Raw genomic sequence first — 22028 nt, 5'->3', positions numbered from 1 at the left:
ACGTTAGTTGTCGTCCGGGAAGGCGTCGTCCCCGTCTCGCAGGGCAGTCCCGTAGGCCGGCGTCTCGAGGGCGTCGAGGTGGTACGGGTGCTCGGGGTCGTGCTTGGCCGGACCCCACTCCTGGGCGTCGCGGTACTGGCTGGGGCGCGTCGTGGTGGTGAACATCGCTGGGTTCTCCGTCTGAGCTGGTGAGTGGCTGAGTGACACTGAGATGACGTGGAAGGACTGCGGTCGGTCCTGGCCTCTCCCACCGCGGCGGGTGGGGCGTCAGCTCGTGGTTCTCACAAGAGCTCGACTACGACTGTCATGCGGATCGCGCGATGTGGGGCCGGTGGGCCCGCCGCGGTGCGATCGGAGATGCGCCAGGACTTCAGTTGGATCGAGAAGCCCGACGCGGTATCGGGAAACGCCGCAATCACCGCGGCGAGGTGGCCTCTCTCAGGCCCCGCCGCGGCGCACGATTACGAGAAGAGCGCTCCGCATGATGGAAGCACTCTAGGCGATCAGGGACGCGTTGTCCCGGGAAGTTCCACGATGCGGGCGTGTCGGAGCACGAACTCGCCCTCCAGGGTGGCCACGATGCGAGATTCCCGTCCCGCTCCTTGAACGCGGGGTGAAACTCGTTGCATGAGCGCGCCCCCCGACCTGCCCGACGTGGTCACCCGTGCGTTCGACGTGTCCCGACGCGCCGGCTACGTCTCCTTCTGCCGCAACGAGACCGGACGCCTGCTGGCGATGCTCGCGGCGACGCGCGAGGGCACGATGGCGGAGTTCGGCACCGGGTGCGGTGTCGGTACGGCGTGGCTGCGCTCCGGCGTGCGCAACGACAAGGCCCGGATCCTCACGGCCGAGCTGCAGCCCCGGCTCGCCGCGGCCGCGACCGAGATCTTCGTCGACGACCCGCTGGTCGACGTCCTGGAGGCGGACTGGTCGACGCTGATGGACAAGGGCCCGTTCTCGCTGCTCTTCCTCGACTCGGGTGACCCGTCCGCCGTACGGGTGGACAAGCTCGCCGACCTCGTCGAGCCCGGCGGCATCGTGGTCCTCGACGACTTCGTGCCGTGCGAGATGTGGCCGCCGATCACCGGCGGCCGGGTCGACACCCTCCGCGAGGAGTGGCTCACCGACGAGCGGTTCACCACCGTCGAGGTGATGGTGGCGTCCGACGCGTCCGCGATCGTCGCCACCCGCCGCTGACGCTGGAGGAGTTTCACCGGCCGGCCGGTGAAACTGGCGCGCGGGCGCTCAGCCCTCGCCGGCCGCCTTCCGCTCGTCGTTGGCGACGTTGCGGGCGCTCGTCGAACGACCGAGCGCGCGGACCTCGGCGTCCATGCGCGGCAGCAGGTCCGGCACCAGGCGCAGGATCGGGATGTTGCCGACGGCGGAGTTGATGACGTTGCGGTTGAGGCCGGCGCCGCGGACCCAGCCCGGGCAGTAGACGTGGCGCTGGCGCTTGTCGACACCCTTCACGAACGCCTTGACGCAGGAGTCCACGTCGGTGGTCTTGTTGAGCGGCGGCGGCAGCTTGCTGAGCAGCTCCTGGAAGGTCGGCAGGTCGCTCTTCGCGTCCTGGACCAGCGGGGTGTCGATCCACGACATGTGCGCGCAACCGACGGCGATGCCACGGTGGGCGACCTCGAGCCGCAGGGCGTTGGCGAGGTGCTCGACGCCCGCCTTGCTGGCGTTGTAGGCCGCCAGGCCCGGCGCGGCGGCGAAGGCCGCGAGCGAGGACACCACCAGCAGGTACCCCTTGGTCTTCTCCAGCTCGGGGATCGCGGCGCGGGCGGTGTTGAAGACGCCGGTGATGTTGATGTCGAGGGTGCGCTGGAAGGCGGCCGGGTCGATCGCCATGACCGAGCCGTAGCTGGCGATGCCGGCGTTCGCGAGGACGACGTCGAGCCGGCCGAAGCGCTCGACCGCCGTCGCCACGGCGGCCTCCATCGCGGGCAGGTTCGTCACGTCGGCGACGACGCCCTCGCACGCGTCGGCACCGATCGCCGCGACCGCCTCCTCGAGAGCGGGGCTGTCGAGGTCGGTCAGGACCAGCTTCGCGCCCTTGCCGGCCAGCGCCTTCGCCGTCTCGAGCCCGATGCCGCGGGCGCCGCCGGTGATGAGGATGACCTGGTCCTTGATCGCCATGGGGCGATCGTGCCAGATCCGGACGATGTGGACGACGCCTGGTAACAGGTGGTGCGTCACACCTCGCCGGGCTGCGCCTTCCGGATCACGATCCGCGTCCACGCACCGAGGTAGACCCGGTCGTCGGGGCCGATCTCGCGCTTCTCCCCCGGCGGCACCGGCGTCTTCGGCAGCGGGCCGAGGGCCGAGCCGAGGTAGGAGCCGTTGGACGAGCCCAGGTCCTCGACCCACCAGCGGGTGCCGTCGGTCGTCAGCTGGCAGTGGCGCCGGCTGATGCCGTTGTCGGCGCCGAGGTCGATGTCCGGGTGGATGCCGCGACTGCGCGAGGTGCGGCCGACGAGGATCGACGTCGTCCGCAGGGGTACGACGACCGGCACGCCCGCGGAGGGCAGCGGGTCGATGGACTCCTGGTCGGCGTACCAGTCCGGGTCGATCCAGACCTCGGCCACCCACCCGTCGGTGAGTGGCGGCGCGACCGGCGTGGCCGGTGCGACCGGGCCGGTGGCCGCTGGTGAGGCACCGGCGTCCGCGGCAGCACCGCTGGACGGCGCGCCGAGGTCGAGCACGGACTCGATGGTCGGCGGGGTGACCGGGCGCGGCATCGAGCCGGTGGTGAAGTCGTAGCCGCAGGCCTCGCAGAACAGCGCGTTGGGCGGGTTGCTCGCCTGGCAGTTCGGGCACGCCGTCGTCGCCGGGGCGGGCTCGGCGGCCGGCGGGTCGGCCGGTGCGGGCGCGTCGGCGGCGGGCGCAGGCGTCGAGGAGCCGGCCGGGATGGGCAGGCCGCAGACGTCGCAGTAGTCGTCGGACGCCGAGTCGTGCCCGGACGGGCACACGCTGCTCATGTGGGCTCCTTGCGGATCCGGGTGGTCTTGGTGGAGGCGGTGTCGAGGGCCATCTCGTCGGCCTTCTCGACCGCCCGCTTGAGCCGGACGGTGCCGGTCTCCTCGTTCTCGACGTCGACGACCTTCTTGAGCTTGCTGGTCGCCTCGTCGTTGCCGGTCTCGGCGGCGAGCTGGACGGCGCGACCGAGCTTGGTGGTCGCGGTCGCCTCGTCGCCGGAGGCCTTCGCGGCCAGGCCCTCCTGGATCATCTGCGCGAGCTCGGCCTGCCCCGTGTAGTGGGCGACCTGCTGGTCGATCCGGGTGGTCAGCTCGGAGTTGCTCGACCAGGTCGCCTTGACCAGGCCCTGCGTGACGACGTCGGCGCCGAGCGCGAGCTGGACCCGCGCGGCGAGCTGCTCCTGGCCGATCGCCTTGGCCGGGACGCGGATCGCGATGTGGTAGTCGCGGGACTCGTCGGCCCACGCACCGGTCGGGTAGTCGCCGGTGAGCGGGTTGACCGGCGTACGACGGCTGGTCAGGTCCTCCACGGTCGGCGACACCTGGCGCACGAACAGCACCTCGGCGCCCTGCGGCGTCCACACCCGCAGCGAGGCGTCGGCGACACCGCGGGACATGGCCTTGCGCATGATCTCCTGGAACTGCGCCTTCATCTCGGCGGGGCTCGGGATGATGTCGACGGTGCCGAGCAGGGCCTGCGCGATCCGGCGGATCTCGGCGACCTGCCAGTCGGTGCCGGCGCCGCGGCAGTCGGCCTGGAAGTAGCCGGTGGCGCGGTTGATCGACTCGTCGAGTCGGCCGGGGCGCTCGCGGTTCTCGCCGTCGGTCAGCAGCAGCACGTGGCGCTGGGTGATCTCCGGGACCGACGCGAAGAGCTGGCCGGCCAGGTCGAGCCACGTGCTGATCGCCGTACCGCCGCTGCCGACGAAGCGGCTGATCGCGTCGGACGCGGCCTGACGGCTGGCGGTGTCCATCCGGACCATGCCCGGGCCGCTGGAGACCTGCGGGAAGGCCAGCATCGCGCGGTCGGCGCCGGCGATCACGGCGAACCAGGTGCCGTCGACGATCTCGGCGAGCGCGGCCTGGGCGGCGTCCTTGGCAGCGGCCATCGTCGGGGCGGCCATCGAGCCCGAGGTGTCGACGATGATGATCTCGCCCGCGTCGCCCGATCCGGACTGGCCGGCCGTGCCGGCGCCCGTGCAGGTGACGGTCACGATCGCGTTGACGTCGGTCCCGCCGTCGGGCAGGAACTCGTTCTGGTAGACGCTCGCGCTGAACTCAGCCATTGCTCGGCTCTCCTCCTGGGACGCCCGCACCCGTCGGGGTCCCGTCGTTGGCACTGTCATTCTGCCCGAGGTCCACCCGGGCCACCGCTGCGGTGATGTTGTCGTGGCCGCCCGACGCATTGGCGAAGGCGACCAGGGCCAGCGCGAGCGCGAGCGGCTCGGACGTGCCCGCGCCACGCACCTGCGCGGCGATCGCCTCGGGCGTCGAGGCGTAGTTCCACAGGCCGTCCGAGCAGGCCAGCAGCCAGCCCGGCTCGGAGACCTCGAGGCTGCCGACCGTCGGCACGAAGTCCTCGGAGTCGCGGCCCAGCCACTTGGTGATCGCGTGCGCCTGCGGCCCGTTCTCGGCCACCTCGCGCGCGACCCCGGTGGCGATCTGCGACTGCGCGACAGAGTCGTCGGTCGTGAGCTGGACGGGCTCGCCGGCATCCGGGATCCAGTACGAGCGCGAGTCGCCGATGTTGGCCCAGGTGATCCGGTTGCCCTCGAGCACGGCCGTGGTGAAGGTGGCCGACGCCGGGTTCGGGGAGTCCGGGTCGGTCACCGCGATGATCGCGGTGTTGGCCGCGGCGGCGGCGTTCGCGAAGACCCTGGAGACGGCGGCGGTGCGGCTCTCCGGCGTACCCATGCCGGCCGGCAGGGGCACCCGCAGCACCTCGCGGGCGGCGCGGGCGCCGGCGAGCGAGGCGACGTCGGAGTCGATGGAGTTCGAGACGCCGTCCAGCACCACGAGCACGGCGCGGGTACCGGCCTCCGGGCTGGCGAGCAGCGCCATCGCGTCCTCGTTGCGGTTCTTCTTCAGTGCCTTGTCGCAGACGCCGGCGACCCACGGCGCCGGTTGCTCCTCGAAGTGGTCGCGCTCGCTGGGCGCCTTCGTGCCGCAGGCCAGGCAGTAGAGGTCGGGCCCGACCTCTCCCCCGCACTCGGCGCAGGGACGACGTCCGGGGGTGGGCACCGGGTCCGGCAGGGTGCCGGCGGGCTTGCGGGTCGGCGCGCTGATCGGCGCGTCACCGAGCGGGTGGTCGGTGGCGGCGGCCGCGGCGGCCGGGACCGGGGCGGGGCCCGGGGCGGGCGTGGTCTCGGCGGCGCCGAGCTGCGCCCCGCAGCCCTCGCAGAACCGGGCTCCCTCGGCGACCGCCGATCCGCAGGACGGACAGGTCACGTGAGGCTCCAGTTCCGGACGGCGTTGGCCTGGTTGACCAGGGTCACCCGCTCCTTGAGGTCGATCGCGTCGCGCGCCAGCATCCGCAGCGCGTTCTCGAGCCCGTCGCGCACACCGATCTCGGTGGCCGCGACCGAACCGATCCGGGCGCCGTCGGGCAGCTTGGGGCCGCTGGTGACGACCGGCAGCGCCTCGCTGAGGATCCGCACCGTGTAGCGCTGGCGAGTCTGGCCGTCGACGCTGGAGGACTCGATGGTGCGCATCGCCTGGTCGAGCACCGTCAGGTCGCGGACGCCACCGGAGAGCAGCACCTCGGCCCGCTGTTGACGGCTCTCGGTGTAGCCGCGGCTGGTGTTCGGGACCAGGTCGAGCGCGGCGACCGCACCGACCACGTCCTTGCGCTCCGCGCGCACCCGGGCCATGCCGAAGGCCGCCGGCGGGACGTAGGCCGCATCCGTCGACGCGCACACCTGGTAGAGCCCCTCCGCAACCTCGGGCAGCTGGCCGCGCTCGCAGGCGAAGGCCAGCGCCAGCTTGGGCGCGAGCTCGCCGGGCACCTGCTGGTAGACCGCGTTGAACGACGCCTTCGCCGTCTCCCAGTCCTGGGCCTGGACGGCCGCGAGGCCCTCGATCCACAGCGCCCGCCACTCCCACGGGTCGTCGCCGAGCAGCGACTGCGCGTGCGCCTTGGCCGTCACCGGGTCGCCGAGGTCGAGCGCCGCCGCGGCGCGGGCGAGCCACACCTCGGCACTGTCCTCGGGGGCCTGCTGGAGGTCCGCGAGCCGCTTCTTCGGGTCGTCGGAGCCGATGGAGGACAGCCAGGCGTACTGAGGGTCCGTCGTGTCCTGCCGCAGCTTGGGCAGCTGACTCCACTCGGTGATCGGGCGGGCCGTCGCCGGCGACTCGAACAGGACCGAGGCCGCCGACGTGGTCGCCGTACCCTGGCGCTTGCGGGCGACCACCTCGCGCAGCACGCCGAGGACCTGCGAGCGCATCTCGTCGACGGAGGCGAACCGGTCGGCCGGGTCGGGCGCGCAGCACTTGGCGATCAGCTGGTAGAGCGAGTCGTTCTGCTGGAACAGCGGGGTCGCGTCGACCGGCGGCAGGCTGTGCAGGTAGGTGCCCTGGTAGCCGCGGAACTCCATCGTGAGGACGACGAGCGTGCGGCCGATCGTGTAGATGTCGGAGGCGAGCGACGGGCCGATCTCGGCGACCTCGGGTGCCTGGTAGCCGACCGTGCCGTAGATCGCCGACTCGTCGTCGTCGATGCGGCGCACGCCGCCGAGGTCGATCAGCTTCATCGCGTCGCCGACCTGGATCATGTTGTCGGGCTTGAAGTCGCAGTAGACCAGGCCGAGGTCGTGGAGGTACTGGAAGGCCGGCAGCAGCTCGAGGATGTAGGCCAGTGCCTGGTCCACCGGGAGCGGGTCGTACTCGCCGTTGTTGGCCGACATCCGCTGCTTGAGGATCTGCTTGAGGGACTTGCCGCCGACGTACTCCATGACGATGTAGCCCGCGCCCTCGTGGGTCACGAAGTTGTAGATCTCGACGATCAGCGGGTGCTCGACCTGGGCGAGGAACTGCTGCTCCGCGATCGCCGCGGCCAGCGCGTCGGGGTCGCCGGAGTTGAGCAGGCCCTTGAGCACGACCCAGCGGTTGGAGACGTTGCGGTCGCGGGCGAGATAGATCCAGCCGAGACCACCGTGCGCGAGGGCGCCGGCCACCTCGTACTGGCCCGCGACGAGGTCGCCCTGCACCAGCTTCGGGGTGAAGGAGAACTGCTGGCCGCAGTTGGGGCAGAAGCCCTCGCTGCGCCCGGGCTGGCCGTTGATGCTGCGACCGACGGCGTTGCCGCACTTCGAGCAGCTGCGCTTGTCCTCGGGGACCTGCGGGTCGGCCATGATCGCCTTCGCCGCGTCGACCGGCGGCGCGGGCGGGACGACGGTGAGGCCGGCGCCGAGGCGGGCCGAGCGCATCCGCTGCGACCCGGTGCGGGTACGACGCGTGGCGTAGCTGCCCGTCGTACCGGCCCGCTTGGAGCCGATCGCCGCCGACTGCACCCGGCTCGCCGCGGTCGCGGACGTGCCCTCACGGCCCGAGAGGGGCTGGGACTCGGCGATGGCGGCGGCCTCGGCGACACGGGCACCGGGCAGTGCGGGCGATCCGCAGACGTCGCAGTACCCGTCGAGGATCTTGCCGCTGCAGCCGGGCTGCGGGCAGGCGTCGCCGTTGACCGCCGGGGCGCGCTTGGACGTGCTGGCGGCGGAGACGCCGGCGGGCATGCTGGCCGCGGGGGTGGCGGGCGCCGCGGGAGCCGCTGGCTGGGCCGGGGCGTCGCCGGGCATGCCGCAGACGTCGCAGTACCCGTCGAGGATGCTGCCGGTGCAGCCGGGCTGGGTGCAGGCGGGTCCGCTCACTTCGTCTCCTTGGTCGAGGACAACCAGGTCTGGTAGGTCGTGACGAGCTGCCGCGCCACCACCATCGGGCAGGGCCGGCGCTCGAGCAGCGCACGGGCGGCGCGCTCGCTCTCGGCGAGGTCGGGGTGGCCGGCGACACCGGAGGCGCGGGCCTTGGTGACGTAACCGTCGAGCAGGCCGACCAGCTGCGTGTGCTCCTCGAGCGCCGCGGAGTAGGCGTGCTGCGCGACCTCCATCGCCTGGGACACACGGTCGAGGCGCTGGAGGTAGGGCTCGATCTCGTCGGGCGTCACCGGCACCGGGCCGAGCAGGTCGACGTCGGGCACGGCGTACCGGGGCGCAGGGTCGACGGTGTCCACGCAGGTCTGCGCCAGCTTGGCCAGCGCGGCCTCGCGGGCCTCCAGGTCGGCCCGCAGCTCGCGTGCCGAGAGGACCTTGCTGCGGGCGTCACGGCGCCGCGCGTTGCCGACGATCAGGTCGCGCTCGAAGGTCGTCGCCTCGGTCTCGAGGGGACCGAGCATCCCGCCGACGTCACCGCCGCGCTCGGCCTTCGCCGTCAGCGCCTCGAGCCTGCTCATCAGCCCGGCCAGCGTGGCGATCGCGGCGTCGCGGCTGTTGGCCGGCTCCAGGCCGACCTGGTCGCGGATCCGCTCCAGCTGCGCCCGCAGGTCGCGGATCCGCGCCGCCGACCGATCGGCGTCCGGGGCCAGCGAGAGCCGGGTGCGCAGCTGCCCGGTGAGCGCATCGCACAACCGGCCCGCCTCCGGCAGCGAAACCGCCAGCCCGCCCGGCAGCTCCGTCGCGCCGTCGAGCCGGCCCCAGACCAGCGCCGAGATCCGCTCCCGCTCCTGCTGGAGCACCCGGCCGCCGTCCCATGTCGCGAAGACGAGCTGGTAGCGGTCGGAGATCGCCTTCCACAGCGCCAGCGCGAGCGACATGTCGCCGGCCAGCTCTCCCCCGCGGCCCGCCCCGAGCGCGGCCCGGTCGAGCTCGTCGAGCTCGGAGCGTCGTACCCGGAGCCAGGTGTCGAGCTCTCCGAGGTAGGTCTGGATCGCCGCAGGGTCCAGCGCGTCCCCGAGCTTGCCGGGGGCGGTGGGGGACGTGGCGGTGGCTTGTTGCACGGTCACCGGCGGCCGTACGTCGGGGCGGGGGCAGTGGCGTTGCCGAGGTAGGGCTTGAGCCACTTGTCGTAGGACTTCTGCCACTCGCCGTTGCTGCGGCGCTGCTCGAGGACGGAGTTGACGAAGGCGATGAGGTCCTTGTCGCCCTTGTTGGCGCCGATGCCGTAGGGCTCGTCGGTCAGCTTCTGCTGGTCCGGCACGACCGCGTACGGGTCCTGCGCCGCCAAGCCGGCGAGGACCGTGTCGTCGCCGGTGATGGCGTCGACCTCACCCTGCTGGAACTTCACGAGGCAGCCGGTGTGGTTCGCCGCCGGGACCGCCTCGACATCGGGTTGGATCTCCTTGATGTTGTCGATGCTCGTCGAGCCTGCCGGCGCACACACGTCCTTGCCCGCCAGAGAAGCCACCCCCCTCTTCTCGAAGTCGCCGACGTCGTCCTTACGGACCAGCACCTTCTGCGTGGCGTTGTAGTACACGGCCGAGAAGCCGATCTGGGTCCAGCGCGTGCAGTTCATCGTGTAGTTGCGGGCGACGAGGTCGATCTCCTGCTCGTGCGCTTCGCCGTCGGTCTTCGCACCGAGCAGCGTGGGACGGTCTGCTGCACTGATGACGCGCAGCTGGAGCTTCACACCGAGGGCGTCGGCGACGGCCTTGGCGACGTCGATGTCGAAGCCCTGGATCCGGCTGTCGTCGAAGGGGTTGGCCCAGCCGAGCTGATAGGTGTCCGCGGAGACACCGACGACCAGCCGGTCGGGGTTGAGGAGCTCGCGGCGCGCCGCTGCCGCGTCGTTGCTCGGTTGATACGACTGGGTCGCGTTGTCGCACTCCACGGGCTTGATCGCGGACCCGGACGTCGTCGCGGGTGCCTTCGCTTCGGGCACCACAGTCGCGTCATAGCCGCAGGCACTCATGAACAGGCCTCCCGCGACCATGACCCCGACCATGGCACGGGACAGGCGGACAGACTTCACGAGAACTCCCTCCGTCGCTCGCCGATACCTCGGGAGACGAACAGTGCGGCCCCTATGCCGAGCAGCAGGCTGAAGATGCTGATGGCGAGCGCCACGTCACGACCGCTGCGCAGGTCGTGCCCAACGTGGCCGCTCGCTGCCTTCACGATCTGGTCCGAGGCCTTGTCGAAGTCGTCCAGCGGCTTCGACGACCCGCTGGCGGCGGATGTCGTGGCGAGATCGCGTGCCTTCTCCCAGTTCCCGCCGTCGTCGAGCTTGCGGATCTCTCGGTAGACCGCGACGTAGTCGTTCCAGGACTCACCGGTGTCGCGACGCAGCGAACGCTCGACGTTCGTCGCCGACCCCTCCCACTCCTCCAGGTACACCGCACCGGAGCCGCGCTTGATCAGCGCGAGGCTCTCGTTCGCCTTGGCGTCATTGGCAGCCGTGCGGGCCTTCGCCTGCGAGATGGCAAGGGCCAGGTCGCCGTCGCGGAGGGTGTCGTTCGAGCTGTCGCGGATCCAGGCGCCGACGACTCCGATGACCGTGACGACCAACACGATTGCAGCCGCGACGGCGATTCCCTTGTTGAGCCGTCGACGGAAGTGCTGGGCGAGCTGCTGGTTGAGCCACAAGAGACCAGCGAGCGCGAGCAGCCCGATCAGCAGCAGCCAGAAGGGGTGCTGACCGTCCATCGAGCCCTCGGCGCGCTCGGTATTGGCCTTGACGAGTGCGCTGAGGATAGGGGTCGCGTCCGCACGCAGCTGCGTGCTTGCGCCGCTGAGGTACTCCGCACCGACGGGGAATCCCTGACGGTTGTTGCTCCGCGCGTCGGCCACCGCTCTCGTGTAGTCGCCCACCGCGACGTTGAGCTCCCCGAGCACCTCGCGGTCCGCCGGCTGGGCGTCAGCAGCGTTCGTGATCTCCCGCAGGACAGTGTTGATCTCCTCGTCGTACGTCGCGCGCTGCTTCTCCAAGCCGCCCACCAGGAAGGCGTTCGTGGCGAGGGCGTCGGCCCGCAGGAGCGACGACTGGATCTCCTGCACCCGTTGGAGCTGCTTGGTGTCCTCGGCCGCGCGGCCGTCGGACTGCCAGCCGAGGAACTGCACGAACGCGCTCAGCAGCCCGAACACGATCGCGACGCTCATCCCGATCAGCTGCCAGCGGTTCAGCAGGCCAGGAGTGTCGACGTGGCCGGTTCCGGCGCGGGTCGCTGTCGCAGGAGCGGCCGGCGCGGGCGCGGCGGCCGGGGGCGGTGGGGCCGCCTGGGGGCTGGCGGTCTGGCTCATTCCGACTCCTCCTCGGGGGCGGCGACAAAGGGGTCGACCGGCTCGGCCGGTGGGGCATCCGCGGGCGGGACGACCTCACCCTCCGCGGCAGCGGGCGCGGCGGGCTGGTCGTTGGGGTCGACGACCAGGTCCGCGGGCTCGAGGGTGCGCAGCTGCTCGAGGGTGGGCTCGGCGACGTCGCGCAGCCGCCAGGCGTGGCGGCCGATGGCGGCCTCCATCAGGTTCCGGACGAACCGGGCGTTGCCGAAGGACGGCCCGCGCTCGGTGCCGGCGAGGATCTCGCGCAGGCGGGCGAGGACCGGCTCGCCGGCGTCGTAGTCGGCGCCGCCGACCATCGAGGCGAAGATGTCGGCGAGCTCGTCGTCGGTGTAGTCGGAGAAGTCGATGGTGGTGCGGAAGCGGCTCTCCAGGCCCGGGTTCTCCGAGATGAAGATGGCCATCGGGAGGGGGTACCCGGCGACGATGACGACGAGGTCCTCGCGCTTGTCCTCCATCTCCTTCACCAGGGTGTCGATGGCCTCCTTGCCGTACTGGTCGCCGGAGAGCGAGTACGCCTCGTCGATGAACAGCACGCCGCCCTCGGCGGACGCCACGACCTCGGCGGTCTTGGCCGCGGTCTGGCCGAGGTAGCCCGCCACCAGCTCGGACCGGTCGACCTCGATCAGCTGGCCCTTGGTGAGGAGGCCGAGCGCGCGGTAGATCCCGGCGACCAAGCGGGCGACGGTGGTCTTGCCGGTGCCCGGGTTGCCGTTGAAGACGAGGTGTCGGGTGATGGTCGGGCTCTCGAGGCCGGCCTTCTTCCGCAGCCCCTCCACCCGCAGTACGGCGGCCTGGCGGTGGATCTCACCCTTGACGTTGGCGAGACCGACCAGGGCGTCGAGCTCGGCCAGCAGCTCCTCGACCGTCTTCGTCGGCTCGGGGTCCTTCGCGGGCTCGGCCGCGGGCGTCTCCGGTTCGGCGGCCTGGGTGCGCGGCGCTTCGGAGGTTTCGAGGCTCGGCGCCGGGGCGCCTCGCACCTCAACCACCGAGGGGTCGGCTCCGCCGATGGCGCTGAGCTGGCGGCGCACCTGCTCCCCGACGCGGCGCACCTGGTCGAGCATCTCGTCGCCGAGGCCCGGTACCGGCTGGCGCACCGGCAGGTCGAAGGCGCCCGGTCCCCCGCCGGGCGGGGTCAGGCCGGCCGCTCCGCCGCCGAGCTGGGCGGTGGTCACGGTGGTGGCGGCCCCGAGGGCCTCGGGGCCGGGCTCGCCGAGGCGGGCGCCGGCGAGGGCGACGTCGGCGAGCGCGCCGGCGTACCCGGCCGAAGCAGCGGACTTCGCCAGGAGGAGCTGGGCCATCAGCGGCGTCGGGCCGGCACGGAACCGGTTGCCGCGCTTGGCCGCGAGCTGGTGCTCCTCGGCGGAGACCGCACGCCCGGTCTGCTCGGACCAGGTGACGAACGCACCGCGGGAACGCTCGGAGACGGTGGCCGCGACGGCCTCGCCCTCGGCCCGTGCGGCAGCCTCGTCGAGGCCCGCGTCGCGGGCGAGGGCCACCAGGGCGTCGAGCGCCTCGGCAAGGGTGCTCATGGCGCTCCCAGGGTCAGGTCGGGGCCACCGGTCGAGGAGTGGCCGAACTTGGCGTCGAGGAACCGGCTGTGCGCGATCAGGGCCTGCGCGTCGGCACGGTTGGCGGCATCGAGGATCTTGTCCATCGTCAGGCCCAGCAGCTCGAGCGCCTCGATGAGGATCAGCAGGGCGGTCTTGCGGCCGTCGATCGGCCGCGTGTCCGCCCAGTCACGCGGCAGGCGGAGGTACGACTGCAGTGCCTCGGGCAGGTAGTCGGTGGCCGTGGCGACGACCGAGTAGCTCTCCTCGCTGCCGAGCCCGAGCTGGCTCAGCCGCGGCAGGGTCTGGTTGATCGTGCGGGCGATCCGTTCGACGCGCGCGATCACCACCGGCGGTGCGTTGTTGCTGGTGAGCATGGCGTGGACCTGGTTGAGGGCAGCACGGATGTCCTGCTCGGTCGGCGCCGCCGGTACGACGTACGCCTGCTCCTGCGCGCCACCGTCCCTCCGGCCGCGCCACCACGTCTTCAGCCCCACCCGAAACGCGTCCTGTCCCCTGCGTCTCCCCGTCAGCCGATGTCGAGCGTGCCGGCGGCGTTGCGCGCGTCGTGCTGCTGGACCCGGTCGAGGTAGGCCTTCGACTTCTGCACCTCGTTCTCGAGCACGCCGATCGTGGTCGACATGTTGTCGAGGGCCTTGAGCTTGAACTCGTCGATCGAGTCCATCGTGGCGTAGATGTTGGCGAACGCGGCCTGGAGCTGCTCGATGCCGATCGTCGAGGACGCGGCCTGCTCCTGGATCGCCGCGGAGTTCTCCTTGAGCATCTCCGAGGTGCGCTGGATCATCGTCGAGGTCGTCGAGTTCAGCGCCGTGATCTGGTCGAGGACCAGCTTCTGGTTGTTCAGCGCCTGGGCGACGATGACCGCGGTCCGCAGCGCGGAGATGGTCGTCGTGGTCGCGCGGTCGACGCCCTTGATGAGCTCGATGTTGTTCTTGATGATGATGTCGATCGCGAGGTACGCCTGGATCGACACCGCGAGCTGGGTGAGCAGGTCCTGGTGCTTCTGGCGCACGTAGAACAGCACGTCCTGCGACAGGGTCTTGGCGGTCTCGGGGTCGCTCAGCTCGAGCTCGGCGATCTTGGCCGACAGCTTCGCGTCGAGCTTCTCGGCGACGTAGATGTACTGGTTGAGGCGGCCCATGACGGACCAGAGGTTGGTCTTCTCGAGGTTGAGCGCCACGTTGTCGCGGGTCAGCTCGTCCTGGCCGCTGCGCAGGGAGTGCAGGATGCCGTTGAGCTGGCTCTGGGAGGACTGGTACTTGCGGAAGTAGTCCTCGACCTTGTCGTTGAAGGGCAGCTTGTCCCACCACTTCTTGACGCCGGTGGCCTGGCCCGGGTCGAGGTCCTCGACCGTACGACGCAGCGCGAGCAGCGTCTTGCCGACGTCGGAGCCTTCGGCGATGCCGCCCTGCTTGAGCGCGTTGACGGGCTTGTCGAGCATCCGGTTGGACGTCTCCGCGGCCTTGCGGATGTCGGCGTCGCCCATGGTGCGGACGTTCTCGGCCTGCGCGGAGAACTCCGGGCTGCCGGCCTTGGCCGCGGTGAGCGAGGTGAGGAAGTTGTCGACCTTCGCGTCGAGCTCGGGCACCATCGCCGCGTCGACCTGGGGCGCCATCTTGGGCGCCTGGGTCTCGACCACCACGGCCGGCGCCTCGGGCGCGGTGAGCTGGATGACGGGCTCGGGGGGTGCGAGCGGGCTGGGCTCGGGGGCCGAAGCAGCGGGGGTGGCCTGGGAACCGTCGGTGGTCATGGGCCCGAGCCTATCCAGCGAACCCACCCTTCATGCAGGCTCAGCGCAGAAGTTCAGGGTCGGTCTCAGGGATGCCACCGACCTGCCCGAGGTCGACCAGGAACCACGGCATCATCCACTGGGCGATCGGGCCGATGGTCAACGCGTAGGCGACGGTGCCGATGCCGAGGGTCCCGCCGAGCAGCAGCCCGATCACGACGACGGTGACCTCGAGGCCGGTGCGGACCAACCGGATCGAGAGTCCGGTACGACGGGCCAGCCCGGTCATCAGGCCGTCCCGGGGGCCGCGGCCGAGCTGGGCTCCGATGTAGAGCGCCGTGGCCACACCGCAGAGCACGATGCCGCCGACCATGAGCGGGATCCGCGCGAACAGGCTGTCGGGGGCGTCGAACAGGGCGAGCGTGGCGTCCGCCGAGAAGCCGACGACCAGCGCGTTGGAGACAGTGCCGAGGCCGGGCTTCTCGCGCAGCGGGATCCAGAGCAGCAGCACCAGGAAGCTGAAGATCACGACCGCCTGGCCGAGGGTGATCGGCACGTGCTTCGTCACACCGGAGTGGAGCACGTCCCACGGGGCCAGCCCGATGGCACCGAGCACCATCAGGGCCAGGCTGACGCCGTAGGCCACGAGGCCGACGTACAGCTGGACGAGGCGGCGGGGCAGCTTGCCGGCGCGGAGCTGGGTGATCGGCCCGAGGTCGGCGAGCTGGACGGTCGTGGTGCTCATGCATCCAGCGTGGCGGAGATTGGACTGTCGCCAAATAGCCAATCATGGGAGAGTGGCCTGCATGGTGCAGGCCACTCTGGCGGCGGGACGACTCGCCACCCTCGTCGACGGGTTCGACCGCTCCCCCGCGTACGTCGGCCTGGCCGACGCGTTGCGCGAGCTGATCGGCGACGGACGGATCGGGTACGGCACCCGGCTGCCGAGCGAGCGGGACCTGACCGAGGCGCTCGGCGTCTCGCGCACGACGGTCACCCGGGCCTACGCACTGCTGCGCGAGACGGCGTACGCCGAGGCACGGCAGGGCTCGGGGACGTTCACCCGGCTGCCCGGCGGCCGGATCCGTGCGCTCGACCGCGCCCTGTGGCCCAGCGACGTCGGCAACGGCGTGATCGACCTGGTCTGCGCGGCCGCGACGGCGCCGCCGGGCATCGCCGCGCTGTACGCCGAGGCCGCGGCCGAGCTGCCCGCCCACCTCGGCAGCCACGGCTACTTCCCCGCCGGCATGCCCGCACTGCAGGCCGCCATCGCCGCGACGTACGACGCCCGCGGGCTCCCGACCGACCCCGACCAGGTCGTCGTGACCCCCGGCGCGCTCGCGGCGACCGCCGTGATCGGGACCGCCCTGGCCGGGCCCCGCGACCGGGTGCTGATGGAGTCGCCGACGTACCCGAACGCGGTGCAGGCCCTGCGCAGCGGCGGCGGCCGGCTCGCGACCATCACCCTCGACCCGAGCGGTTGGGACCTCGACGCGGTCGGCAGCGCGCTCGCGCGGCACCGGCCGCGGCTGGTCCACGTGATGCCGGACTTCCACAACCCGACCGGGCTGGTGATGACGGACAAGGAGCGCGCGAGCTACGCCCGGCTGCTCGCCCGGCACGACGCGACCGCCGTCGTCGACGAGGCGCACCACCTCCTGCACCTGGACGACGTGGCGCCGGTGCGGCCGTTCGCGTCGTACAGCAAGGACGCGATCTGCGTCGGCAGCGCCAGCAAGAGCGTGTGGGGAGGTTTGCGGCTGGGCTGGATCCGCGCGCCGCACGCCCTCGTCGACCGGCTCACCCGCGCGCGCGTCGGCCTCGACCTCGGCGCGCCGGTGCTCGAGCAGCTGGTGCTGACCCGTCTCCTCACGACCGGGTACGACGACCTGGTCGAGGTGCAGCGACGACGTCTCCGCGAGCAGCGCGACGCGCTCGTCGGGGCACTGCACGAGCGGCTGCCCGACTGGACCTTCCGCGTCCCCTCCGGCGGGATGGCGCTGTGGTGCCACCTGCCGGCGGCCGGCGCGACCGCGTTGTCCACCGAGGCCGAGCGGCACGGCGTGCTGCTCGCGCCGGGGCCGTCGTTCGCTCCCGAGGGTGGGCTGGACCGCTACGTCCGGCTGCCGTACGCGATCGCGGCGGCCGAGCTGGTCGAGGCGGTCGACCGGATCGCCGACGCGTGGGCCGTGGTCACCTCGGGGCGGGGTGGTTCGCCCGCGCCGACGTCCGGGAGCGAGCCGGTGCTGGTGGCCTGAGGGCCGGGGGTTGTTGACGTCTTCCTGCGGTTGGTGACCCTTGCAACCGTCATCAAGCGCAGGAATCCCCGCCTAGGCGGGGAATCCCGCAGCAGCAATCAGTCCAGGTCGACCGCGCGGATCGAGGTGGCCTCGATGGCGGCCTCGATCTCGGCGAGGGTCTCGGCGGGGATGGCGGAGTCGACGGACAGCGCGACCAGCGCCTCGCCGCCCTTGGTCTCGCGGGAGACCTGCATGCTGGCGATGTTGACCTGCGCCTGGCCGAGGACCTGGCCGACGGTGCCGACCATGCCGGGGCGGTCGACGTAGGTGAACAGGGCGAGGTGGTCGGTGGGCTCGATGTCGATGTCGTAGCCGTTGACCTCGACCAGCCGCTCGCGCTGGTGGATGCCGACGAGGGTGCCGGACACCGAGACCTGCGAACCGTCGGCGAGCGTGCCGCGCAGGGTGATCAGGTTGCGGTGGTCGGGGCTCTCGCTCTCGGTGACCAGGCGGACGGCGACGCCGCGCTCGGCCGCGAGGAGCGGGGCGTTGACGTAGGACACCTGGTCCTCGACGACGCCGCTGAAGACGCCCTTGAGGGCGGCGAGCTCGAGCACCGTGACGTCGTGCTCGGCGATCTCGCCGCGGACCTCGACGTCGAGGCTCTGGGCGACCTCGCCGGCGACGCCGGTGAAGATCTGGCCGAGCTTCTCGGTCAGTGCGATGCCGGGGCGCACGTCCTCGGCGATCACGCCGCCCTGGACGTTGACGGCGTCGGGGACCAGCTCTCCGGACAGCGCGAGGCGCACGGACTTCGCGACGGCGATGCCGGCCTTCTCCTGCGCCTCGTCGGTCGAGGCACCGAGGTGCGGGGTGGCCACGACGTTCTCCAGCTCGAAGAGCGGGCTGTCGGTGCACGGCTCCTTGGCGAAGACGTCGAGGCCGGCGCCGCCGATGCGGCCGGTCTTGAGGGCGTCGTAGAGCGCGTCCTCGTCGACGATGCCGCCGCGGGCGGCGTTGACCAGCACCAGCTGCGGCTTGGCCCGGGCGAGCTGCTCGGCGCCGATCAGGCCCACGGTCTCGGCGGTCTTGGGCAGGTGGACCGACATGAAGTCGGACTCGGCCATGAGGGTGTCGAGGTCGACCAGGCGCACGCCCATCTGCGCCGCGCGGCCGGGCTGGACGTAGGGGTCGTAGGCGATCACGGACATGCCGAAGGCGGCGAGGCGCTGGGCGACCAGGACGCCGATCCGGCCGAGGCCGACGATGCCGACGGTCTTCTCGAACAGCTCGATGCCGGTGTACTTCGACCGCTTCCACTCACCGTTGCGCAGCGCGGCGTGCGCCGGGGAGACGTGGCGGGCGGCGGCGAGCATCAGCGCGACGGCGAGCTCGGCGGCGGACACGATGTTCGACGTCGGCGCGTTGACGACCATCACGCCGGACTGGGTGGCGGCCTTCACGTCCACGTTGTCGAGGCCGACACCGGCGCGCGCGACGACCTTGAGCCGCTTGGCGGCGGCCAGCGCCTCGGCGTCCACCTTGGTCGCGGAGCGGACCAGGATCGCGTCGACGTCGGCGATCGCCGGCAGCAGCTCGCCGCGGTCGGCGCCGTTGCAGTGGCGGATCTCGAAGTCCGGCCCGAGCGCCTCGACGGTGGCGGGGCTGAGCTCTTCGGCGATGAGGACGACGGGGCGATCGGTCACAGCGGAGTCCTTCACGGGAACGTGCGGCAGGGACGTGCACGACGCTGTGCGCGCTCGCCACAGTACCCCCAGGGGAACCGTGTTTCTAACACGTGAACGCGGAGTGGGCAGGCCCTCCGAGGGCCCCGCCGTCAGGCGAAGAGCGCCTGGCCGACGTACTCGCCCTCAGCCACGCCGGGCGGTACGGCGAAGAGCGCCTGGCCGGTGAAGCGGAGGTACTCCATGAGTGCGTCCTGCTTCGACATCGCCCGCTGGAGCGGGATGAAGTGGGTGCGTGGGTCACGAAGGTAGGCGATGAAGAACAGGCCCGCGTCGAGGCCCCCGACGTCGTTGCTGCCGTCGACGAAGTTGTAGCCGCGGCGCAGGATCCGGACGCCGTCGTTGGTGTCGGGGTGCACCACCCGCACGTGCGCGTCGACGGGGATGATCGGCCCCGCACTCCCCGACATGTCGAAGTCGGGGTCCGTGAACTCCTCACCGCCGGACAGCGGTGCGCCGGTGCCCTTGGTGCGACCGATGAACTGCTCCTGGCCCTCGAGCGGCTGGCGGTCCCAGACCTCGATGGTCATGTTGATCCGGCGGGTGACGAGGTACGAGCCGCCGGCCAGCCAGGCCGCCTTCGAGTCGTCGTCGGCGCCGACCCAGACGTGCTGGTCGAGCGCGTCGGCCTCCTCCGCCTTGATGTTGGCGGTGCCGTCCTTGAAGCCGAACAGGTTGCGTGGCGTCGACTGGCTGGTGGAAGTGGTCGACGTGCGGCCGAAGCCGAGCTGCGACCAGCGCACGGTCGTCGTACCGAAGCCGATGCGGACCAGGTTCCGGATCGCGTGGACGGCGACCTGCGGGTCGTCGGCACAGGCCTGGATGCAGAGGTCGCCCTCGCTGCGCGCGGGGTCGAGGACGTCCGCGGAGAACGTCGGCAGCGCCTCGAGTGCCTCCGGGCGACGGTCGGCGAGGCCGAAGCGGTCCTTGCCGTCGGCGTCGACGAACAGTCCCGGTCCGAAGCCGAAGGTGATGGTGAGCCCGCTCGGCGCGAGGTCGAGCGCCTCACCGGTGTCGTCCGGCGGCGCGTTGACCGGTCCGTCGACCGCGCCGACCGGACCGGCGGAGCCGCCCTGGGTCATCCGGGCCGCGGCCTCGGTCCACGCCTTCAACAGCGCGACGAGCTCGTCGCGGTCGTCGGTGACGACGTCGAGCGCGACGAAGTGCAGGCGGTCCTGGGCGGGCGTGACGATGCCCGCCTGCCGCACCCCGTGGAAGGGGTACGACGCCAGCGGGCCCGCCACTGGGGCCGTCTCCGGCGCGGTGACCCGACCGGCCACGAACGCGCCGGCGACCCCCGCGGCGGCAGCGCCACCGCCGAGGAGACCGCGCCGGCTGACCCGCGCCGGACCGCCCGCGCTCAGGAGGTCACCGCCGCGGTGAGCTGCGACAGCGGCTCGGAGAGCGCGTTGACGGCGTCGGTCATCTTCTTCTTGTCCTCGGCGGTCAGCTCGCCGTACAGGACGAAGCCGTCGCCGTCGCGGTAGCCGTCGAGCAGCTCGTCGAGCGCCTTGAACTTGGTGGCCAGCTCCTCGGAGAGGACGGCGTCCTTGGCCTCGAGCAGGGGCTGCACACCCTCGAAGGCGACGCGGGCACCGTCGACGTTGGCCTGGAAGTCCCAGAGGTCGGTGTGCGACCAGGCCTCCTCCTCGCCGGTGATCTTGCCGTTCGCGACCTCCTCGAGCAGGCCGATGGACCCGTTGGCGATCGCGTCGATCGGGTAGGTCAGGGCGTCGGTGCCGGTCGCCCGGATCCGGCCATCGAGCTCGGTCGTGTTGGCGAGCAGGTCGTCGCCGTAGGTCGCGCGCTCCTTGGCGGTCAGCGCCCGGTAGCCGGCCTCGGCGTCCTGCGGCCAGAGGTCCTTCTCGATCCGGTGCCAGCCGGTCCACTTCTCACCGGCGGCGAAGTCGACGTCGGCCTCGCGGGCGTCGGTCTTCGGATCGAGGTCGCCGAACGACTCGGCGACGGTCTCGATCCGCTCCCAGTGCTCACGGGCCTGCGGGTAGAGCGCGCGGGCCTCGTCGTCCTTGCCGTCCTCGTAGAGCTGGACGAACTGCTTGGTCTTCTCCAGCAGCTGCGCCGACTGGTCCTGGACGTAGGCGCGGTAGTTGGCCTGCGCCTGGTCGATGAGCTCCTGGTCGGAGGCGCTCACCTCCTGCTCGTCGTCGGAGTGCGCGACGGCGAACTTCGCGCGGATCCCCTCGCCGACCATGCCCGGCTTGCAGGCCGTGAAGTAGTCGCCCTCGGGGACGTTGACGGTGAGCTTCTTGGTCAGGTTCGGGCCGATGTTCTCGACCTCGCCGACGATCCGGAGCCCGTCGCTGCCGAGCAGGTAGAACTCCGTCACGTCGGAACCGGCGTTGGTGACGTTGAAGGTCAGCGTGCCGGACGGCGCCTCGACGGCGGACAGCTCACAGGCGTCGTCGCTCGAGGTGACCGTGAGCGCGCGCGAGTCGCCGCCCTTGCCGGGGTCGTCGGTCGCGTTCTCGGTGCAGGCCGCGAGGGCAGGGACGGCGGCGAGGGCCGCCACGGAGGCGAGGATCATCGTGCGCATGGTGGTTCGGTTCTCCTGGGGAGGGGGTCAGGCCGACGCGGGCGTCGTACGGGGTCGGGAGAGACGGGTGCGGAACAGGAAGAGCGCGCCGACCGGCACGACGTAGAGGACCCAGGCGAGGGCCTCCAGCCAGGTCGTGGCCGGCGAGAAGTTGAAGACGCCCTTGAGGAGGGTGCCGTACCAGGAGGACGGCGGGATGGCGTCGGAGACGTCGAAGGCCAGGTCGTGCAGGCCCGGGAGGATGCCGGCCTCCTGCAGGTCGTGGAAGCCGTACGCGAGCACCCCGCCGGCGACGACGATCAGGAAGGCGCCGGTCCAGGTGAAGAAGACGCTCAGGTTGAGCCGGACCGCGCCCCGGTAGATGAGGTACCCGAGGACGACGGCGACGAGGATGCCCAGCAGGGCGCCCACGAGCGGCTCCCAGGTCGGGGTCACCGAGCCGACGCTCTCGCGGGTGCCTGCCTGGGTGGCGGCCCACAGGAAGAGCGCGGTCTCCAGGCCCTCGCGACCGACCGCGAGCATCGCGACGAGGGCGAGCGACCAGCGGCCCGCGTCGGCGGCCCGGTCGATCTGGCCGCGCAGGTCGGCGCCGAGCCCGCGAGCAGCCGTTGACATCCAGAAGATCATCCAGGTGACGAAGGCGACCGCGACCAGCGACAGCGTGCCCCCGATCGCCTCCTGCGCCTCGAAGGTCAGGCCACGTGGCCCGAAGGTGGGCGCGGCGCCGAAGGCCAAGGCGATCCCGACGGCCAGCGCGACGCCGGCCCAGATCCGCGGCAGCAGCTCGCGGCGGTCGGACTTCACGAGGTAGGCCACCAGGATGCTGACGACGAGCGCGGCCTCGAGGCCTTCGCGCAGTCCGATCAGGAAGTTGGCGAGCACGATCGGCCAATGTACGCGGGTTCGCTTAGGCTTTCCTAAATCGGGTCCATTTTCCGGAAGGCCAGAGC

Annotated in this window: 19 protein-coding genes; 2 read left to right on the top strand and 17 right to left on the bottom strand. The window is 71.6% G+C overall.

Annotated features, from left to right (window positions below; all coding sequences use genetic code 11):
- Positions 1–3 precede the first annotated feature (3 nt).
- Positions 4–165, bottom strand: coding sequence for a hypothetical protein (locus tag ASE20_RS24690; protein ID WP_157538414.1), 162 nt, complete (start codon positions 163–165; stop codon positions 4–6).
- A gap of 462 nt (positions 166–627) precedes the next feature.
- On the opposite strand from ASE20_RS24690, the gene ASE20_RS08745 reads away from it, so the two are divergent.
- Positions 628–1197, top strand: coding sequence for an O-methyltransferase (locus tag ASE20_RS08745; RefSeq protein ID WP_056894184.1), 570 nt, complete (start codon positions 628–630; stop codon positions 1195–1197).
- Positions 1198–1245: 48 nt separating this feature from the next.
- Here the strand turns inward: ASE20_RS08745 and ASE20_RS08740 are convergent, their stop codons facing one another.
- From ASE20_RS08740 to ASE20_RS08685, 12 genes are read right to left on the bottom strand one after another with little or no spacing between them, the layout of a single operon-like run.
- Positions 1246–2139 carry an SDR family oxidoreductase gene (locus ASE20_RS08740; protein WP_056894183.1) on the bottom strand — a complete coding sequence of 298 codons (894 nt, stop codon included), beginning with the start codon at positions 2137–2139 and terminating at the stop codon, positions 1246–1248.
- A gap of 56 nt (positions 2140–2195) precedes the next feature.
- Complete coding sequence (locus ASE20_RS08735) at positions 2196–2981, bottom strand: FHA domain-containing protein (RefSeq protein ID WP_056894182.1); 786 nt, start codon at positions 2979–2981, stop codon at positions 2196–2198.
- Positions 2978–4264, bottom strand: a complete 1287-nt coding sequence (locus ASE20_RS08730; protein ID WP_056894181.1) for a vWA domain-containing protein — start codon at positions 4262–4264, stop codon at positions 2978–2980. The genes ASE20_RS08735 and ASE20_RS08730 overlap by 4 nt, the downstream gene beginning before the upstream one ends.
- Positions 4257–5426 (bottom strand): protein phosphatase 2C domain-containing protein, encoded by a 1170-nt coding sequence (locus tag ASE20_RS08725; protein WP_082612269.1) that lies wholly within the window; start codon positions 5424–5426, stop codon positions 4257–4259. The genes ASE20_RS08730 and ASE20_RS08725 overlap by 8 nt, the downstream gene beginning before the upstream one ends.
- The gene (locus ASE20_RS08720; protein ID WP_056894180.1) at positions 5423–7843 is read right to left on the bottom strand and encodes a serine/threonine-protein kinase; all 2421 of its coding nucleotides are present in this window, start codon (positions 7841–7843) and stop codon (positions 5423–5425) included. Before ASE20_RS08720 ends, ASE20_RS08725 begins: the two co-directional genes overlap by 4 nt.
- Positions 7840–8970, bottom strand: coding sequence for a hypothetical protein (locus ASE20_RS08715; protein ID WP_056894179.1), 1131 nt, complete (start codon positions 8968–8970; stop codon positions 7840–7842). Before ASE20_RS08715 ends, ASE20_RS08720 begins: the two co-directional genes overlap by 4 nt.
- Complete coding sequence (locus ASE20_RS08710) at positions 8967–9935, bottom strand: glutamate ABC transporter substrate-binding protein (protein ID WP_225869034.1); 969 nt, start codon at positions 9933–9935, stop codon at positions 8967–8969. The genes ASE20_RS08715 and ASE20_RS08710 overlap by 4 nt, the downstream gene beginning before the upstream one ends.
- Positions 9932–11203 (bottom strand): hypothetical protein, encoded by a 1272-nt coding sequence (locus ASE20_RS08705; RefSeq protein WP_056894177.1) that lies wholly within the window; start codon positions 11201–11203, stop codon positions 9932–9934. Before ASE20_RS08705 ends, ASE20_RS08710 begins: the two co-directional genes overlap by 4 nt.
- Positions 11200–12771, bottom strand: a complete 1572-nt coding sequence (locus tag ASE20_RS08700; protein ID WP_056894176.1) for an AAA family ATPase — start codon at positions 12769–12771, stop codon at positions 11200–11202. Before ASE20_RS08700 ends, ASE20_RS08705 begins: the two co-directional genes overlap by 4 nt.
- On the bottom strand, positions 12768–13286 hold the full coding sequence (locus ASE20_RS08695) for a hypothetical protein (protein ID WP_157538415.1): 519 nt from the start codon (positions 13284–13286) through the stop codon (positions 12768–12770). Before ASE20_RS08695 ends, ASE20_RS08700 begins: the two co-directional genes overlap by 4 nt.
- Positions 13287–13318: 32 nt before the next feature.
- Positions 13319–14560, bottom strand: a complete 1242-nt coding sequence (locus tag ASE20_RS08690; RefSeq protein ID WP_056894175.1) for a toxic anion resistance protein — start codon at positions 14558–14560, stop codon at positions 13319–13321.
- Positions 14561–14600: 40 nt separating this feature from the next.
- Positions 14601–15284 carry a YczE/YyaS/YitT family protein gene (locus ASE20_RS08685; RefSeq protein WP_056894174.1) on the bottom strand — a complete coding sequence of 228 codons (684 nt, stop codon included), beginning with the start codon at positions 15282–15284 and terminating at the stop codon, positions 14601–14603.
- Positions 15285–15345: 61 nt separating this feature from the next.
- Here ASE20_RS08685 and ASE20_RS08680 point away from each other — a divergent pair, with 61 nt between their 5' ends.
- Positions 15346–16797, top strand: a complete 1452-nt coding sequence (locus ASE20_RS08680; RefSeq protein WP_056894173.1) for a PLP-dependent aminotransferase family protein — start codon at positions 15346–15348, stop codon at positions 16795–16797.
- Between the two features lie 98 nt (positions 16798–16895).
- Here ASE20_RS08680 and serA read toward each other — a convergent pair whose 3' ends face one another.
- The 4 genes from serA to efeU form a co-directional block, all read right to left on the bottom strand.
- A complete protein-coding gene (serA, locus tag ASE20_RS08675; RefSeq protein WP_056894172.1) occupies positions 16896–18485 on the bottom strand; it encodes a phosphoglycerate dehydrogenase in 1590 nt (529 codons plus the stop codon).
- 131 nt (positions 18486–18616) lie between these two features.
- Positions 18617–19888: an iron uptake transporter deferrochelatase/peroxidase subunit gene (gene efeB / locus ASE20_RS08670; protein WP_056894396.1), complete on the bottom strand. Its 1272-nt coding sequence runs from the start codon at positions 19886–19888 to the stop codon at positions 18617–18619.
- Positions 19885–21069 (bottom strand): iron uptake system protein EfeO, encoded by a 1185-nt coding sequence (gene efeO / locus ASE20_RS08665; RefSeq protein ID WP_225869035.1) that lies wholly within the window; start codon positions 21067–21069, stop codon positions 19885–19887. Before efeO ends, efeB begins: the two co-directional genes overlap by 4 nt.
- A gap of 36 nt (positions 21070–21105) precedes the next feature.
- Positions 21106–21960, bottom strand: a complete 855-nt coding sequence (gene efeU, locus ASE20_RS08660) for an iron uptake transporter permease EfeU (protein ID WP_056894170.1) — start codon at positions 21958–21960, stop codon at positions 21106–21108.
- Positions 21961–22028: the final 68 nt, after the last annotated feature.

This window comes from Nocardioides sp. Root240 (assembly GCF_001428825.1).
Taxonomy (GTDB): domain Bacteria; phylum Actinomycetota; class Actinomycetes; order Propionibacteriales; family Nocardioidaceae; genus Nocardioides.
The sequence above is the reverse complement of the archived record's forward strand: the minus strand, read 5'-3'. Positions and strand labels throughout refer to the sequence as shown.